The organism is Polaribacter sp. NJDZ03 (genome assembly GCF_019263805.1).
Taxonomy (GTDB): domain Bacteria; phylum Bacteroidota; class Bacteroidia; order Flavobacteriales; family Flavobacteriaceae; genus Polaribacter.
Genome location: NZ_CP079195.1, coordinates 2,000,717 through 2,016,613 on the forward strand (window position 1 = coordinate 2,000,717; position 15,897 = coordinate 2,016,613).

The window sequence follows — 15,897 nt, forward strand, 5'->3', positions numbered from 1 at the left end:
AAGTCACATAACAGTAATAACACAATGTTGAATTACTTTATGTGATTACTCCCAAAAGGTCGAAATGACAATCTCTATTAAAATTCAATTTTTAAAGACACTTTGAATGCATCTTTTTTAGCTATAATTTCTAGTTGATGTTTCTTCGGATATAACATTTCTAGTCTTTTTTTAATATTCTCTAAACCAATTCCTGCACTTATATCTTCTTTTTCTTTGGATGAGTTTTCTATTTCAAAAAACAAATAATTAGCATCTATTTTAAGATGAATATCAACTTTTAAAATTCCGTTAGCAGCAAAACCATGTTTAAAACTATTTTCTACAAACGGAATTAATAACATCGGTGGAATTTGTACTTCTTCATTTATATTTTCCTTTTTAAAACTCACTTTTAAAGTATCGTGAAAACGCATTTTCTCTAATGCAATATAATCTTCTAAATGATTTACTTCTTCTACTAATAATACTTTTGGCTTTTCTACTTGATATAAAATATAATCTAGTAAATTAGATAATTTTAAAATCATTTCTGGAGCTTCATCCGCTTTAGCGATTGCAAAACCATAAATTGTATTTAAAGAATTAAACAAAAAATGCGGATGAATTTGCATCTTTAAAAACTTTAATTCTTGCTCTTTTAACTCTAACTTAGTTTGTAAAAATTTGTTTTCTAAAGTTTTCTTTTCATCTAACGATTTATAACTGTGTTTTAATATTTTTAAACCGCCTGCCAAAACAACTATAAAAAAAACACAAATCAAGATTACAGCAGGATTTGTAGTCAATGCTGGCATTTTTTGAAATTCTAAATTAAAATAAAACACAAACCCAACTACTTCTATCATTAAAATAGTTGTAGCAACAAAAACACCTGAATAAATAGTATAAAGAACAAATTTCTTATATTGTTTTTTTAATAAATATTTAGGAATTAAATCATATACAAAAACATACGCAGTAATTAATGTTACAATACTTAAAAGAGAAGAAAACCAAAATAAAAAAGCTTTGTTTGATGAACCTACACTAAAAAAACTTTTGAAGAAAAACCAAACAAGCATCCAACATAAAAAATGTATTGGTATTTTTTTTAAGACTAAAATCAGTTCTTTTTGCATATGTTACAAAATAAAAATAAAGATTTAAATTTTAGGATAATTAGCGACGGATTACTTATTTTAATCTCTAAAAAGCAAATTTGACACTTTTTATACTAAAACTACCTATTTTTTGTAGAAACCAAGTAAAAAGGATTCATTCATCTCAAATATATTTTAAGAACAAACATTACCAATATTTTTGAAACGAATTTAAAAACTTATGTTATGAAATATATTATCGATGGAGGCAATACATTTATGATTCCCTTAATTATTCTTTTACTTTTAACACTTTTCTTAGTCATGAAGGGTTTTAAAATAAATTCAGAAAAAAATAGGGAACTCATTAAATCTGTCAGTTTATTTGCACTTGTTTTTGGTTTTTTAAACCTTTTTATTGGTTTGTACCAAATGTTTACTATGATTGCAATAGCGAATGATGTATCTCATCAGGTCTTAGGAATAGGCTTAAAATGCGAAATTACACCAGTTATATTTGGTTTTATCATTTTTCTTATTGGTAGATTAGGTGTAATCGCACTTACTTGGATAAAAAAAGAATAAGTAAAAAAAACAGTTTTAGTAAAAACAAATTAAAAACTATTCACTCGTCTCAATTATATTTTAAGAACAAACATTACCAATATTTTTGAAACGAATTTAAAAACTTATATTATGAAATATATTATCGATGGAGGCAATACATTTATGATTCCTTTAATTATTCTTTTACTTTTAACACTTTTCTTAGTCATGAAGGGTTTTAAAATAAATTCAGAAAAAAATAGGGAACTCATTAAATCTGTCAGTTTATTTGCACTTGTATTTGGTTTTTTAAACCTTTTTATTGGTTTGTACCAAATGTTTACTATGATTGCAATAGCGAATGATGTATCTCACCAGGTCTTAGGAATAGGCTTAAAATGCGAAATTACACCAGTTATATTTGGTTTTATCATTTTTCTTATTGGCAGATTAGGTGTAATTGCACTTACTTGGATGAAAAAAGAATAAACAAAAAAAACAGTTTTAGTAAAAACAAATTAAAAACTATCCACTGGTCTCAATTATATTATAAGAACAAACATTCTTACTATTTTAAAAACGAACTTTAAAACATATACTATGGAAACAATCACAAACGGATATCCTTTATTTATAATCCCATTAATTATCATTTTTATTATTACTATCATTTTACTTATAAAAAGCATTAAAAATAATACACAGAAAAACAGAGAACTTGTTAAACAAATAAGTCTTTTTGCTCTAGTTTTTGGATTTGGGTGTCTTTTTCAAGAATTGTTTTGGATATTCGAAATGGTTGCTATTGCTACAGACTCATCAGCTGGTGTTCTAGCAGTAGGTTTCAAATATTCCATAACACCAACAATAATTGGTATGACAATTTTTTTAATTGCCAGATTAGGAATAATCGGACTTATTATAAAAGAAAAATAAACCCTAATAATCACTTTCAAAACACCCATTTCATTAATTTTGAAATGGGTATTTTTGCATCCATGAAAAAAGGAACTGTCTTTCTATTGTTAAACGGAGAACCGCCAAAAACACTCCCTGATTTAGACGAATATGAAATTATTTGTGCTACAGATGGCGCGTATCAGTTTTTAAAAGAACAAAATACTACACCTCATTTTATTAGTGGCGATTTTGACTCTCTAGAAAATTTACCAAAAGATATTGAGGTAATTCATACTCCGAATCAAGATTTTACAGATTTTGATAAAATATTACAAATTCTATTTGATAAAGGTTATAAAAATATTGATGTTTACGGAGCAAGCGGAAAAGAACAAGATCATTTTTTAGGAAATTTACACACGGCAATTCAATGGAAAAACAAATTAAACCTTACCTTTTTTGATAATCATAGTCATTATTTTTTAGCTGATAAAAGCACATCAATTTCTAATTGTATAGATAAAACAGTCTCTTTAGTTCCTTTTCCAAAGGCAGAGAAAATAACAACAAAAGGTTTACAATACCCTTTAAAAAGTGAAGATTTAACTTTTGGCGAACGAATTGGCACAAGAAATAAGGCCATTCAAGATAATATAAAAATTACTTTTGAAAATGGCGAGTTATTCATTTTCATCAACCATTAAAACAAATAAATGTCTAGAAAAATAAAATTATTATGGGATTTTAGAGGTCCAGATGCAGCACAAACAGCAAAACATCATACTATTCACTTAAAAGAGTTTGCAGAAATGGAAAACTTAACTTTCTTTGAAATAGCTATTGAAGAAAAGAACCCAATGTTATTTTCTGCCTTTATTACCGTAGATGAAAAAGATATGAAAGTTTATAGAGATGCTTTAAAACCGCATCGTGGAGAAGTTGGATAATTTCGTTTTCTTAAAAAAACAAAGACACCTTACGGAAAACCGTAAGATTTTTACTTTAAGAGAAGTTAAGTTTGTGATAATTATAACTTAACATTAAAAACAATGAATAAACACTTACTTCAATCTCAAATTAAATCAAGCGGAACTGCCTATTTACTTTTCTTATTTGTATTTGGTACACATTACGCTTATCTAGGAAAATGGGGAATTCAATTATTATTCTGGTTTACATTCGGTGGACTTGGAATTTGGGCATTAATAGATCTTTTTACAATTTCTGGAAAAGTTGAAAGACATAACGCCGAGATATATAGAAAAATTGACAAGATAGAAAAGAGAGAAAGGGAAGATGATCAAGCTAGACAATTGGCTATGATTTCAGCTGTTAAAGGAAATTAATATATTTAAAAAATGCAACAATGTTATATTTCATTTGGTTGCATTTTTTTTTAGAATAGTTAATTATTATACAACAAATACACTTTTTTATTTTTCCTATTATAAAATTAACTAATTTTGCAGTGTCATAATTTGTATGGCAAAAAATAATGAAGCAGAAACACCAAATACTAAAAGTACTATTACTCATTTCAATTTATTGTTCTGGGATGTATCTTTCTGCAAATACAACATCTTATTTTAGCGCGCAAAATGCAAAACAGGATACAGAACAGCTTACCTATTTAGTTACAGCTTCTAAAGTATTTCATGCGCATACACAACAATCAGAAAACTTAGTTTCTGAAACAATAGATTTTTCATTACCCAATTTTAAATTGTCTTCAGACGATTTATTAGCAATTTCTTATACGACTAAACAAGAGTTTAATTCTAAGTTTAAACAGTATAAAAACTACTTAGAAAACACCCTGATTAGACAACGAAAGTCTGATCTTATTTTTCCCTTCCATAATTTTTGGTAACCCTTTATTTTATTTACTAACAACTACCTTTTGCGTAGTTAAAATAAAACATTGATATGTTGCGGATACCCGTTTCATATAAAAACCAGTATATCAAAAAAATTAAAAAAACATAAAATGGATTTAGGTACAATAATAATAGGAGTAATATGTATTGCATTATGTGCACTACCTTTTGTATTAACAAATAGAAACAAAAAAAATAAAGAAAAAAAAGTATTAAACTCGTTGATAGAGTTTGCAAAACAGCATAATTCTGAAATTACAGAACACGAAATTAGTGAGTGTTATGCTATTGGTTTAGATGAAAATAAACATGCAATTTCATTTTTACAAAAAACAAAAGAGCAAGTTAATCTTCAATTTATAGATCTTAACACTATTAAAAACAGCGAGATAAATAACATCAGTAAATCTATAGGGAAGAACGAAACAACACTAGATAAATTAAACTTAAAACTGAACGTTATTGGTAAAAACAAACCTAGTATTGTTCTTGAATTTTATAATTCAGATATTAATTTTCAACCTGGTAACGAATTCGATTCTATAGAAAAATGGAACAAAGTAATTAATTCATTACTTCAAAATCAGCAACAAAATAAAGCTGCATAATACCCTTAAAATAATAACGAATCTTACTTATTCATATACACAAAGTAAGATTCGTTCTTATTTACAAAGTACTCAACACCCATTAGTTCGTTGATGTTTCCCTGAAAATTGATGTAAAAAACTATATTGAATTTGATTAAAATAAAAGAGGCACGTCAATTGAAATTAGATATTCTTTATTAGTTTTGTTGTTAGGAAAAGTAAACTCCTCATAAAACTTTATAAATGCAACCTTTTATATTTAATCATATTGCCCTTTCTGTAAAAGATGTAGATACATCTATAGCGTTTTATCAAAAAGTACTTCAACTAAAAGAAATTAAAAATACTGCTTCTAATTCAAAGACAAGATGGTTATCTCTTGGGGAAGGAAAACAACTTCATATAATTCCTCGTCCTGATGCGATCATTAAAACGAATAAAGCTGTACATTTTGCTTTATCAACCACAGATATTGCCACATTTATACTACATTTAAAAGAATTAAAAATTGAGTATTCCGATTGGATCGGTACAACAAACAAAGACTATGTTAGAAATGATGGAATTCTACAAGTGTATTTTCAAGATCCCAATGGATATTGGATTGAAGTAAATAATGATATCTAATAAATACTATTTCCATTTAATTCCACACCCCATACTTGGTTTTTGGTTTTCTAAAGCTGGTTTATTTTCTAATAAATTGTCTAGAGAGTTACATAAATCAATTCCTGTTACTGGCTTTCCGTTTCCTGGTCTAGAATCGTCTAATTGTCCGTGATAAACGGCTTTTAAACTTTCATCAAAAACATAAAAATCTGGAGTACAAGCAGCATCATATGCTTTTGCTACTTCTTGCGTTTCATCATATAAATACGGAAAAGGATAGTTTTCATCTTTTGCCAATTGCGTCATCAAATCAGGTGAATCTTGCGGATAATTCTCTACATCATTAGAACTAATCGCAATAAAATTAATTCCTTTTTGCTGATACTCATTCGCCATTTTTACCAACTCAGTATTTACATGAATCACAAACGGACAATGATTACAAATAAACATAATTACGGTTCCTTTTTCTCCTTTCGCTTTTTCTAAAGAAAGAAAAGTATCATCAACCGTATTTAATAAATTGAAATCTGGTGCTTTTGTTCCGTTTTTAAACTCGTTAGATTCTGCTCTTGCCATAATTATTGTCTTTTACCACATAGAAACATAGATTACATAACTCATGTTTTCTGCGTATCTCTGTGGAGAAATTATTTTTAATTTTATATTCAGAATGTCATTCTAAAATGAGCCTTTTTCGGCGATTGAGGAATCTCATCATTATTACAAGATTCCTCTTTGTCCCTCATTCGGAATGACACGTTTGTAAAACAAATATTTCACTAATCTTCGGCCAAAGCGTTCGCACAAATAAAGCCACCTGTCCACGCATTTTGGAAGTTAAATCCTCCGGTAACAGCATCAATATTTAAAACTTCCCCTACAAAAAATAGATTTTTATGCTTTTTACTTTCAAAACGTTTAAAATTGATTTCTGTTAAATCCACTCCTCCAGCAGTTACAAATTCGTCTTTAAAAGTAGTTCTTCCGTTTGCGTTAAAAACTCCTTTTGTTAGTTGATTAGCTAAAGCCTCTAATTGAGCATTATTTAAATCTGCCCAATTCTGAGTCGCTTTTATACCCGCTGCAATTACAAAACGTTCCCATAATCTTTTAGAAACCTCTGCAAATGGCGATTTTAAAATAGCTGTTTTTCTTGGTTCTTTCTTTTTTAAATTTAAAAGAACATTTAATACTTTATCTGTAGGTCTAGACAACCAGTTTACCTCAACATTATATTGATAATTTTTGTCTGCTAAAATTCTTGCGCCAAAGGCGGATAATTTTAAAACTGCAGGTCCACTCATTCCCCAATGTGTAATTAGCAAAGGTCCGGAAGCCTCTAATTTTGTTCCAGAAATGGTAACCGTTGCGTTTGGAACTGAAGTCCCTAATAAATCTACCAAACGTTTATCATTGATATTAAACGTAAACAAAGACGGAACAGGTTCTATAACTTCGTGGTCTAAAGTTTCACACAACTCCCACACTTTTTTAGAACTTCCTGCAGCGATTACTAATTTATCTGCTTCAAAAACTTGCTCTTTGGTGTTGATAATCCATTTATTATCTTGTTGAGAAACCGAATTTACACCACAGTTTGTTAACACTTTAATTCCTAAGTTATCAACAGCGTTTTGAAAGCAATCTATAATTGCCTGACTTGTATTTGCTTCAGGAAAAACACGATTGTCAGCTTCAATTTTTAAAGGAACTCCTCTATTTTCGAACCATTCAAAAGTATCGCCTGTCATAAATTGATGAAAAGGCCCTAACAATTCTTTTTTTCCTCTTGGATAGAATTCTGTTAAATCCTTCGGAATAAAACATGCGTGGGTTACATTACATCTTCCACCTCCAGAAATTTTTACTTTCTGTAAAACGTCTTTTCCTTTTTCGAGAATCGTAATATCTAATTCAGGGTTATTTTCTTTCGCGTTTATCGCTGTAAAATATCCTGCTGCTCCTCCTCCAATAATGATTACTTTTTTCATGTTTTTTATTTTGAGACCTCACAGGTTTTAAAAACCTGTGAGGTCTTATGTGAGTTTATAAAACCATCTGACTGTAAGTCAATATAGTTTCATACCCTTTATTTTTAAAATAACTTGGTGTATCCGAATTTCCTGTTACTAACACAAAATCTCCTCCCCAAGCTCCTAAACTTTTTATTACTCCAAAATAATCTGGAAATAATTTTTCTTTTACTGTTTTTAGTTTGATAATTGAACTGATAATTTGTTCATGCTCAATTATTAAATCTTCAAATTTATCTAATGATTCAACTTTTAAAAGTGCCTCAGAAATTTCTGAAATTCTCTTTATTTCTTTATCAAAATTGATATTACTTTCTCTAAATTTTGCAATTCCTTCTTTAGAATCTTGCTTCTGATTTAAGTGTACAAAAAACAAATTTTCTTTAAAACTCGGGTTGAATTCTACTTGTTCTACAACAGGTTTTTTATCCTTAATATGATAAAAAACTGGTGTATCATTTTGTGCACAAGCAATGTCATAACCACTTCCTTTAAAGGAATTCCAAAGCAACTTAAAAGCATCTATTTTTGCCCAAGAAGCTATCGAATTTATTAATGTTGATGAAGTTCCTAATCCCCAATTTCTTGGAAATGTAAGGTTTGTTTTTACTATAAATCCGTTTTCTGACTTTAAAAAATCTGGATTTAAGTTTTTTGCTTCTTTTAAAATATCTAACAGCGTTTCTGCAATAACTTCTCCGCTTCCTTCTTTATCCGAATTGAAAGTACAATTTATCAAACGTAGTTTTTTTAAATCGAAAACAGCCTCGAACCAACATTCTCCGGTGTGTGTAAAACTTCCCCAAATAATTTCTGGTTCTTTTATTTTTTCCACTACTAAATCTTGTCCAAATTTAGTTGGAATTGCTAAAGATTTTGCGCCGTCTAAAACAAGATATTCTCCTGTTAATAATAATTTTCCGTTAGAATAAAAATTCATTTTTTGTTAATTAATATTTAATTACATCCTATTGAATTGCATTCTGCTTTAGCAGATGACGAATATAATTATTAAATTAAAATTGGCTTTAGCCAAATTATAACCATTTATACCAACCCAAATTGTTTAAAATGATGTGTAAAATGTTTTACATGAAATTTCTGCCAATATTCATAATCTAATTCCCCAAAAAATGGATGATTTTCAGCTTTAGCTGTTTCAAAGTGAATTTTAAAAGCATCTATTTGAGTAAATAAATCATGGATTGCTTCTCCTACAGAATTAAATTTTAAGGCATTTGGTTCTTCAGACAACATACTTGCTTTAAATCCAACTTGCAATTCTCCTTCGGTGTTTAAAAATGGCTTTCTTCTTGCTGCTTTTTCATCAGAAACATAATAATCAGCAGCTACTTTTCCGTTAGAAATTTGTACTAAAAAGCTTAAATGTTCTATCATTTGTTGCCCATTCATTTTTCCAAAAAGTGGCTTTGTATTTTCATCAATCTTAGACAGTTTATAACTTACTAAGTTCTTATTAAAAAAATCTATCCAATTGATAGACGGTTTTCTTAAAGCATCTATTTTTTCTACCACAGCAGAATGAGTCACCGTTTTTTTATCAAAAAAAGCAGTAACTATTTCTTTTTCTTCTTCTGTTGCATTAAATTGATTTAAGATATTCTGCAAATGCATTTTCATGTGTCCGTGCTGAATTCCCTTAGTAGTTAATGCTCTTAAAGCTGCAAAATTCTGAGCCAAACCTGCTGCTGCCATAATTTGCATTAAGGTTCTGGCAGATGGTTTTTGCAACATTTCTAAAGATAACTTTGCCAAAGGATGTAAACCTGTTAAGCCACCAACGGTTCCTAAAGCTAACGGAATATCAATCCAAAATTTAAAAACCCCATTATCAATAGTACAATGAGATAAACTTGCATATTGTCCAGATCTTGATGCGTAAGCATGAGCTCCAGCTTCTACCGCTCTAAAATCGTTACCGGTTGCCAAAACAACGGCATCAATTCCATTCATAATTCCCTTATTATGCGTAACCGCTCTATAAGGCTCTATTTCTGCAATTTTTACTGCTTGGTAAAACTTCTCTGCAAATCTCTGAGGATTTTCACCACCTAATTCTTCTATCTTACAACTCACTTCTGCCCTAACCAAACACTCAGGAACATAGTTAGAAAGAATACTCATTACAATTTCTATGTCGTCTTTTTCAAACTTTTTAGCAATGGCTTCTAAACAGGAATTTATAAAGTTTGCGCCCATTGAATCTTTGGTTTCAAAGGTTGCGTGTAGTTGGTAATAGTTTTCTAATTTATCAGTTTTATCAACTAATTTTATATCTAAAATTCCACCGCCACGTTTATCCATATTTTTAGTGATGGAAGCCGTTGCTGCAAATAATTCCGTTTTATTTTTATTAAAGTAATCTTCAAGATTCGTTTTGTCTCCGGCATACATAAAATGGACTTGCCCAATTTTTGTGGTACCGATTACCCTTGTTTTAAACCCTCCTCTTTTGCTCCAAAATTTACCAACTAAAGAAGCTGCTGCTACCACAGAACTTTCTTCGACTACCATAGGAATTACATAAGTTCTATCATTAATTACAAAATTTGGTGCAATACCAAAAGGCATGTAAAAATTAGAAATTGTATTTTCTATAAAATCATCATGTAATTGCTGTAAATCATCATTATCATTCCAATACTGTTTAATTATATCTTTAGTTTTGGTATGATTATGGAAATAATGCTCTGTTAACCAAGTAATTTTTTCATCTTTCGTTAACTTAGAAAAACCAGAAATAAGTTTGCTCATTAATTTGTGTATAAAACTATCAACAACAAAGATAAGTCAAACTGTTAAAACATTAATAGATAATCAACATTTATGGATTTTTAAGATATTTTTTATGGATTTTTGCGTAAACTTGGCAAACTTTTATCAAATACAAGGTCTACAATGAGAAAAGGAGTCTCCCTTACAGTTATTTTACTATTAATTAACTGTATAACATTTGCACAAACAAATGCAAATAAAACATCAAACAAAAAAAACATAACATTAGAAGAAATCTGGAACGGAACATTTTCTGCAGAAAGAATGAATTCTTTAAATTCTATGAATGGCGATTATTATGCTGTTTTAGATTTTAATAGGTCATCTAGATCGGTAACTGTGGATAAATACAGTTACAAAACTTTAGAAAAAGTTGAAACAATTGTAAATAGTGCCGATTTAAAAGGGTTAAATAGTTTCTCTTCTTATAGTTTTAATAATGATGAAACCAAACTAATATTAGGAACCAACTTCCAGCAAATTTATCGTCACTCTAAAAAAGGAACGTATTATGCTTATGATATTGCTTCTAAAGAATTGACTTTAATTGGTGAGGCAATTCAAGAACCTGTTTTTTCTCCGGATAATAAAAATGTAGCGTATGCTAAAGACAATAACATTTTCATTAAAAACGTGGCTTCAAACAAAATTACTCAAGTTACTACGGATGGTAAAATAAATGAAATCATCAACGGAATTACAGATTGGGTGTATGAAGAAGAATTTGCTTTTGTAAGAGCTTTTGAATGGAATAAAACCGGAACTCATTTGGCGTATTTACGTTTTGATGAAACCAATGTTCCTACTTTTTCTATGGATGTTGTTGGTACTGAATTATACCCAACACAACAAGTTTTTAAATATCCAAAAGCCGGAGAGAAAAATGCAGATGTTACTTTACACATGTATACGCTTTCTTCTAAAAATACAAAGAAAATTACTTTAGGAGATTATGAATATATTCCTAGAATTAAATGGTCTAATGATACTGATGTTTTAGTCGCAACTACTTTAAATCGTCATCAGAATAACTTAAACTTATATAAAGTAAGTACTCAAAATGCTACTGCTACTTTATTATTAAATGAAACAGACAAAGCATATATAGATATTACCGACAACCTTACTTTTTTAGCTGATAACAGTTTTATTTGGACTAGCGAAAAAGATGGTTACAATCATATTTATCATTATGATTTTAACGGAAAATTAATCAATCAAATTACAAATGGAAATTGGGAAGTAACCAACTACTATGGTTTTAATGAAAGTAAGAAAACTATTTATTATCAATCTGTAGAAAACGGTTCTATTAATAGAGGGGTTTACTCTATCAACTTAAATGGAAAGCGTAAAGAATTGTTGAGTAATAAAGATGGACAAAACACTGCTTCTTTCAGTAAAAATCTAAACTTTTTTATCAACACGTATTCATCGGCAGAAACACCTCCTATTTATTCTTTATATAATAGTAAAGGAAAAATGTTAAAGGTGATTAAAAATAATGATGCTTTAAAAGAAAGATTATCAACCTATAAAATGAGTCCGAAAGAGTTTTCTACCATTAATATTAACGGAAACGATTTAAATATGTGGATGGTGAAACCTTTAGATTTTGATGAACACAAAAAATATCCTTTGTTAATGTTTCAATATTCTGGCCCAGGTTCTCAACAAGTTGGAAATACTTGGAACGGAAGCAATGATTACTGGCACAATATGTTAGCGCAAAAAGGAATTATTGTGGTTTGTATTGATGGACGCGGAACTGGTTTTAAAGGTGCAGATTTTAAAAAGGTTACTCAAAAGGAATTGGGTAAATATGAAGTTGAAGATCAAATAGCAGCAGCTAAAAAATTAGTGGAACGATCTTATATCGACAAAAATAACGTTGGTATTTGGGGTTGGTCTTTTGGTGGTTTTATGAGTACAAACTGTATTTTAAAAGGAAATGACATTTTTACCACAGCAATTGCCGTTGCACCTGTTACTTCTTGGCGTTTTTACGATTCTGTGTACACAGAACGCTACATGCAAACTCCACAAGAAAACCCAAGTGGTTATGATGATAATTCTCCATTTAACTATGCAGATAAATTAAAAGGGAACTACCTTTTAGTTCATGGAACTGGAGATGATAATGTACATGTACAAAATTCTTATAGAATGATAAATTCTTTAATTGAAGCAAATAAACAATTCGATATGTTTATTGTACCAGACAGAACACACGGAATTTATAGAGGAAGAAATACACGTTTAAATTTGTACACAAAAATGACTAACTTTATCGACGAAAATTTAAATACAGAATCAACTAAATAAAAGAATAAACTTATGAGTAATTTAATAAAAAAACCACACGAAAAAGAATTATTTGGACATCCTGTAGGGTTGTATGTATTATTTTTTGTTGAAATGTGGGAACGTTTTTCTTATTATGGAATGCGAGCAATTTTAACCTTATATCTTGCTGCTCCAATTATAATGGGAGATCCACAATCTGGTTTTGGTTGGTCTAATGGAGAAACTCTATCTTTTTACGGAACTTATACCATGTTTGTTTACTTAACATCTATTCCTGGAGGTTGGATTGCAGATAAATTTATTGGTCAAAAAAAGGCTGTAATGGTCGGTGGAGTTTTACTATGTATAGGTCATGGAATTTTAGCTATTAATGCACAATGGGCCTTTTTTACAGGTCTTATTTTTATTGTTATTGGTGTTGGTTTCTTAAAACCAAATATCTCTACAATGGTTGGTGGTTTATACAAACAAGGAGACGACAGAAGAGATAAAGGTTTTTATGTATTCTATATCGGAATTAATTTAGGTGCTTTTTTAGGAGCAATATTAGTAGGTGCAGTAGCCGCTAAATATGGATGGCATTATGGTTTTGGTTTAGCTGGTATAGGTATGGCACTAGGTCAAATTGTATATATGTTTGGTACAAAATATTTAGGTACAGTTGGTAACTTTATTGGTAATGACGATTCACCTAACAAAGACTTATTAAAAAAACCTTTAAGTAAAATTGAAAAGGATAGAATGTTAGTAATGTTTTTATCTTTCTTAATTATTATTGTTTTTTGGGGTGCTTTTGAACAAGCCGGAGGATTAATGAGTTTATATACAGAACAAAAAACAAATAGAATGTTATCATTTTCTTTACCTCTTATTGGAAATGAAATTCCTGCAGCTGTTTTTCAATCTGTAAATGCATTTTTTATAATTGTTTTAGGAACCGCTGTTGGTGCTTTTTGGCATAAATGGAAAAATAAAGGAAAAGAATCATCTTCTTTATTTAAGATGGCAATAGGTGTAATTATTATGGCTTTTGGTTTTTTCTTTATGAGTAAAGCTGCTTCTGAAGTTGTAATGAATGGTGATGAAGTAGCAGAAAAATCTGCAATGATATGGTTAATATTAGCATATCTTTTTCATACTATTGGAGAGCTATGTGCTTCTCCTGTAGCATTGTCTTTTATAACAAAACTAGCGCCATTAAAATATGCTTCCTTAATGATGGGGGCTTATTTTGCTGCAACAGGTTTAGGGAACAAAGTTGCTGGTTTTATTGGAGGTCTTTCTGAAAACGCAGGAGACTTTGAAGTCTTTACCGGAATTGCAATAACTTGTACAATTTTTGGTTTACTACTTATAGCAATTCTAAAACCACTAAAGAGGTTAACACACGGTGCCGAAGATAGAATAAGTACCAAGAACGAAGAAACTGAAGGCTTTGAATTAGCAGACTAATAACAAACAAATTAAAAGCCTCATAAATTCAATTATGAGGCTTTTATTTTATAAATTAATTTTAACTTTTTTACATGAATACCGCTAAATACAGATTTGAAGGTTCAGAAATGAACAATAAATTATTGCTAGGACACCCAGCAGGTTTATTTATTTTATTTTTCACAGAAATGTGGGAACGTTTTTCATACTATGGAATGCGTGCATTATTAGTTATTTTTTTAATTTCATCATTAACCGATGGTGGTTGGGCTTGGAGTCGTGAAGAAGCTTTAAGTCTATACGGTACTTATACCATGTTAGTATACTTTACTCCTATTATTGGAGGTATTTTAGCCGATAGATTTTTAGGCTATAGAAACGCAGTTGTTATAGGTGCTTTATTAATGACACTTGGGCATGCGTCTATGGCATTTGATACTCCTTGGGCATTATATGTTGGTATTGGTTTATTAATTGCAGGAAATGGTTTCTTTAAACCTAATATTACTTCAATTATTAATGGTGTTTATAAAAACGCTCAAGAAAAAAAAGATGGTGCATTTACTATTTTTTATATGGGTGTAAATGCTGGTGCTTTTTTAGGTATTATGCTTTGTGGTTATGTAGGTGAAACTTATGGCTGGCATTTTGGTTTTGGTTTAGCTGGTATTTTTATGTTTTTCGGAATGTTACAATTCTATTTTGCGCAAAGCATTTTTGGTAATGTTGGTACAAAGCCTAGTAAAGCTGTTGATTTATCTGATGCAGTTGCTAACAAAGAAGAAAAAAGTTATGACGACGTACCAAGCAATGTACAGAGAGACAGATATATTGTTGTTGGTATTTTAGCATTTTTTACTATTTTCTTTTGGGCAGCATTTGAGCAAGCGGGTGGTTCTATGACTATTTTTGCTAAAGATTATACCAATAGAGTATTAGAAGGTAGCGCTGCAAATATTTTTAGAATAGCAAATACACTACTTACGATTGTTCCTTTAATTATTATTACGTATGTTTTATTTAGTTTATTTAAAATTACTTTTAAAAAATATGCATTATCTAATCTTTTCTTAGGAATCAGTTTTGCAATAATATGGGTTATCGTAATCATCATGTTAAAAAACCAGTTTAGTGAAGTTTCTACGGAAATACCTGCTTCTTGGTTTGGTATCTTAAATTCATTCTTTATTATAACATTTGCGCCCTTATTTTCTAAAATATGGGAAAGTAAATACAATCCACCAGCAACCGTAAAATTTGGTATCGGATTGATATTATTAGGATTAGGGTTTTTAGTTTTAGCTTATGGATCAGCAAGTATTCCTCAAGGAGCAAAAACGGCTTCTGTAAGTGTTATTTGGCTTATTTTAGCATATTTACTTCACACTTTAGGTGAATTAAGTTTATCTCCGGTAGGTTTGTCTTACGTATCTAAATTAGTACCAGGAAAAATGATTGCAATGATGTTTGGTCTTTGGTATATTGCAGTTGGTATGGGAAATAAATTAGCTGGATTGATGGGAGGAATGATTGATAAAATAACTACAGAATACTCTATGAGTACTTTCTTTTTAATTTTTACTTTTGTACCTATCATTGCTGGTGTTTTAGTAATGAGTTTAACACCATTATTAAAGAAACTAATGCACGGTGTAAAGTAAATGGAGAAAATGGTTGTCTAAAAAGTAAGTTTTTCTGTCAATCTGAATTTATTTCAGAT

The 15,897-nt window shown here is 29.7% G+C and carries 17 protein-coding genes; 12 read left to right on the top strand and 5 right to left on the bottom strand.

Going from position 1 to position 15,897, the window contains the following annotated elements; translation table 11 throughout:
* Positions 1–77: 77 nt before the first annotated feature.
* Positions 78–1,121 carry a sensor histidine kinase gene (locus KV700_RS08610; RefSeq protein WP_218599774.1) on the bottom strand — a complete coding sequence of 348 codons (1,044 nt, stop codon included), beginning with the start codon at positions 1,119–1,121 and terminating at the stop codon, positions 78–80.
* Between the two features lie 207 nt (positions 1,122–1,328).
* On the opposite strand from KV700_RS08610, the gene KV700_RS08615 reads away from it, so the two are divergent.
* From KV700_RS08615 to KV700_RS08655, 9 genes are all read left to right on the top strand, one after another.
* Positions 1,329–1,667: a hypothetical protein gene (locus tag KV700_RS08615; protein WP_218599775.1), complete on the top strand. Its 339-nt coding sequence runs from the start codon at positions 1,329–1,331 to the stop codon at positions 1,665–1,667.
* A 111-nt stretch (positions 1,668–1,778) separates the two neighbouring features.
* Positions 1,779–2,117, top strand: coding sequence for a hypothetical protein (locus KV700_RS08620; protein WP_166384335.1), 339 nt, complete (start codon positions 1,779–1,781; stop codon positions 2,115–2,117).
* A gap of 111 nt (positions 2,118–2,228) precedes the next feature.
* Positions 2,229–2,564, top strand: a complete 336-nt coding sequence (locus KV700_RS08625) for a hypothetical protein (protein ID WP_165733783.1) — start codon at positions 2,229–2,231, stop codon at positions 2,562–2,564.
* 62 nt (positions 2,565–2,626) lie between these two features.
* Positions 2,627–3,232 (top strand): thiamine diphosphokinase, encoded by a 606-nt coding sequence (locus tag KV700_RS08630; protein ID WP_218599776.1) that lies wholly within the window; start codon positions 2,627–2,629, stop codon positions 3,230–3,232.
* A 9-nt stretch (positions 3,233–3,241) separates the two neighbouring features.
* Positions 3,242–3,475: a hypothetical protein gene (locus KV700_RS08635; RefSeq protein WP_218599777.1), complete on the top strand. Its 234-nt coding sequence runs from the start codon at positions 3,242–3,244 to the stop codon at positions 3,473–3,475.
* A 102-nt stretch (positions 3,476–3,577) separates the two neighbouring features.
* Positions 3,578–3,874: a TM2 domain-containing protein gene (locus KV700_RS08640; RefSeq protein ID WP_166384329.1), complete on the top strand. Its 297-nt coding sequence runs from the start codon at positions 3,578–3,580 to the stop codon at positions 3,872–3,874.
* Between the two features lie 149 nt (positions 3,875–4,023).
* Positions 4,024–4,398, top strand: coding sequence for a hypothetical protein (locus tag KV700_RS08645; RefSeq protein ID WP_166384327.1), 375 nt, complete (start codon positions 4,024–4,026; stop codon positions 4,396–4,398).
* A gap of 117 nt (positions 4,399–4,515) precedes the next feature.
* Positions 4,516–5,013 carry a hypothetical protein gene (locus KV700_RS08650; RefSeq protein WP_166384325.1) on the top strand — a complete coding sequence of 166 codons (498 nt, stop codon included), beginning with the start codon at positions 4,516–4,518 and terminating at the stop codon, positions 5,011–5,013.
* Positions 5,014–5,238: 225 nt separating this feature from the next.
* Positions 5,239–5,622 (top strand): VOC family protein, encoded by a 384-nt coding sequence (locus KV700_RS08655; protein WP_166384323.1) that lies wholly within the window; start codon positions 5,239–5,241, stop codon positions 5,620–5,622.
* Positions 5,623–5,628: 6 nt separating this feature from the next.
* Here KV700_RS08655 and KV700_RS08660 read toward each other — a convergent pair whose 3' ends face one another.
* The 4 genes from KV700_RS08660 to KV700_RS08675 all read right to left on the bottom strand — a co-directional run bounded on the left by KV700_RS08660 (position 5,629) and on the right by KV700_RS08675 (position 10,448).
* Positions 5,629–6,183: a thioredoxin family protein gene (locus KV700_RS08660; RefSeq protein WP_166384321.1), complete on the bottom strand. Its 555-nt coding sequence runs from the start codon at positions 6,181–6,183 to the stop codon at positions 5,629–5,631.
* 203 nt (positions 6,184–6,386) lie between these two features.
* Complete coding sequence (locus KV700_RS08665; protein ID WP_218599778.1) at positions 6,387–7,598, bottom strand: NAD(P)/FAD-dependent oxidoreductase; 1,212 nt, start codon at positions 7,596–7,598, stop codon at positions 6,387–6,389.
* A gap of 55 nt (positions 7,599–7,653) precedes the next feature.
* On the bottom strand, positions 7,654–8,580 hold the full coding sequence (locus tag KV700_RS08670; RefSeq protein ID WP_218599779.1) for a GYDIA family GHMP kinase: 927 nt from the start codon (positions 8,578–8,580) through the stop codon (positions 7,654–7,656).
* Between the two features lie 107 nt (positions 8,581–8,687).
* Complete coding sequence (locus KV700_RS08675) at positions 8,688–10,448, bottom strand: hydroxymethylglutaryl-CoA reductase, degradative (protein ID WP_368384772.1); 1,761 nt, start codon at positions 10,446–10,448, stop codon at positions 8,688–8,690.
* A 111-nt stretch (positions 10,449–10,559) separates the two neighbouring features.
* Between KV700_RS08675 and KV700_RS08680 the strand changes: the two genes are divergently transcribed.
* The 3 genes from KV700_RS08680 (at position 10,560) to KV700_RS08690 (ending at position 15,838) form a co-directional block, all read left to right on the top strand.
* Positions 10,560–12,761, top strand: coding sequence for a S9 family peptidase (locus KV700_RS08680; protein WP_218599781.1), 2,202 nt, complete (start codon positions 10,560–10,562; stop codon positions 12,759–12,761).
* Between the two features lie 12 nt (positions 12,762–12,773).
* Positions 12,774–14,195, top strand: coding sequence for a peptide MFS transporter (locus KV700_RS08685; protein WP_166384309.1), 1,422 nt, complete (start codon positions 12,774–12,776; stop codon positions 14,193–14,195).
* A gap of 74 nt (positions 14,196–14,269) precedes the next feature.
* Positions 14,270–15,838, top strand: coding sequence for a peptide MFS transporter (locus KV700_RS08690; RefSeq protein ID WP_166384307.1), 1,569 nt, complete (start codon positions 14,270–14,272; stop codon positions 15,836–15,838).
* Positions 15,839–15,897 lie beyond the last annotated feature (59 nt).

Bases quoted from the DNA above. Each gene is read 5' to 3' on its own strand.
- KV700_RS08690 (WP_166384307.1), top strand. From the start codon at position 14,270: ATGAATACCGCTAAATACAGATTTGAAGGTTCAGAAATGAACAATAAA.
- KV700_RS08680 (WP_218599781.1), top strand. From the start codon at position 10,560: ATGAGAAAAGGAGTCTCCCTTACAGTTATTTTACTATTAATTAACTGT.
- KV700_RS08630 (WP_218599776.1), top strand. From the start codon at position 2,627: ATGAAAAAAGGAACTGTCTTTCTATTGTTAAACGGAGAACCGCCAAAA.
- KV700_RS08685 (WP_166384309.1), top strand. From the start codon at position 12,774: ATGAGTAATTTAATAAAAAAACCACACGAAAAAGAATTATTTGGACAT.
- KV700_RS08665 (WP_218599778.1), bottom strand. From the start codon at position 7,598: ATGAAAAAAGTAATCATTATTGGAGGAGGAGCAGCAGGATATTTTACA.
- KV700_RS08660 (WP_166384321.1), bottom strand. From the start codon at position 6,183: ATGGCAAGAGCAGAATCTAACGAGTTTAAAAACGGAACAAAAGCACCA.
- KV700_RS08610 (WP_218599774.1), bottom strand. From the start codon at position 1,121: ATGCAAAAAGAACTGATTTTAGTCTTAAAAAAAATACCAATACATTTT.
- KV700_RS08620 (WP_166384335.1), top strand. From the start codon at position 1,779: ATGAAATATATTATCGATGGAGGCAATACATTTATGATTCCTTTAATT.
- KV700_RS08635 (WP_218599777.1), top strand. From the start codon at position 3,242: ATGTCTAGAAAAATAAAATTATTATGGGATTTTAGAGGTCCAGATGCA.
- KV700_RS08645 (WP_166384327.1), top strand. From the start codon at position 4,024: ATGAAGCAGAAACACCAAATACTAAAAGTACTATTACTCATTTCAATT.
- KV700_RS08625 (WP_165733783.1), top strand. From the start codon at position 2,229: ATGGAAACAATCACAAACGGATATCCTTTATTTATAATCCCATTAATT.
- KV700_RS08670 (WP_218599779.1), bottom strand. From the start codon at position 8,580: ATGAATTTTTATTCTAACGGAAAATTATTATTAACAGGAGAATATCTT.
- KV700_RS08640 (WP_166384329.1), top strand. From the start codon at position 3,578: ATGAATAAACACTTACTTCAATCTCAAATTAAATCAAGCGGAACTGCC.
- KV700_RS08615 (WP_218599775.1), top strand. From the start codon at position 1,329: ATGAAATATATTATCGATGGAGGCAATACATTTATGATTCCCTTAATT.
- KV700_RS08655 (WP_166384323.1), top strand. From the start codon at position 5,239: ATGCAACCTTTTATATTTAATCATATTGCCCTTTCTGTAAAAGATGTA.
- KV700_RS08650 (WP_166384325.1), top strand. From the start codon at position 4,516: ATGGATTTAGGTACAATAATAATAGGAGTAATATGTATTGCATTATGT.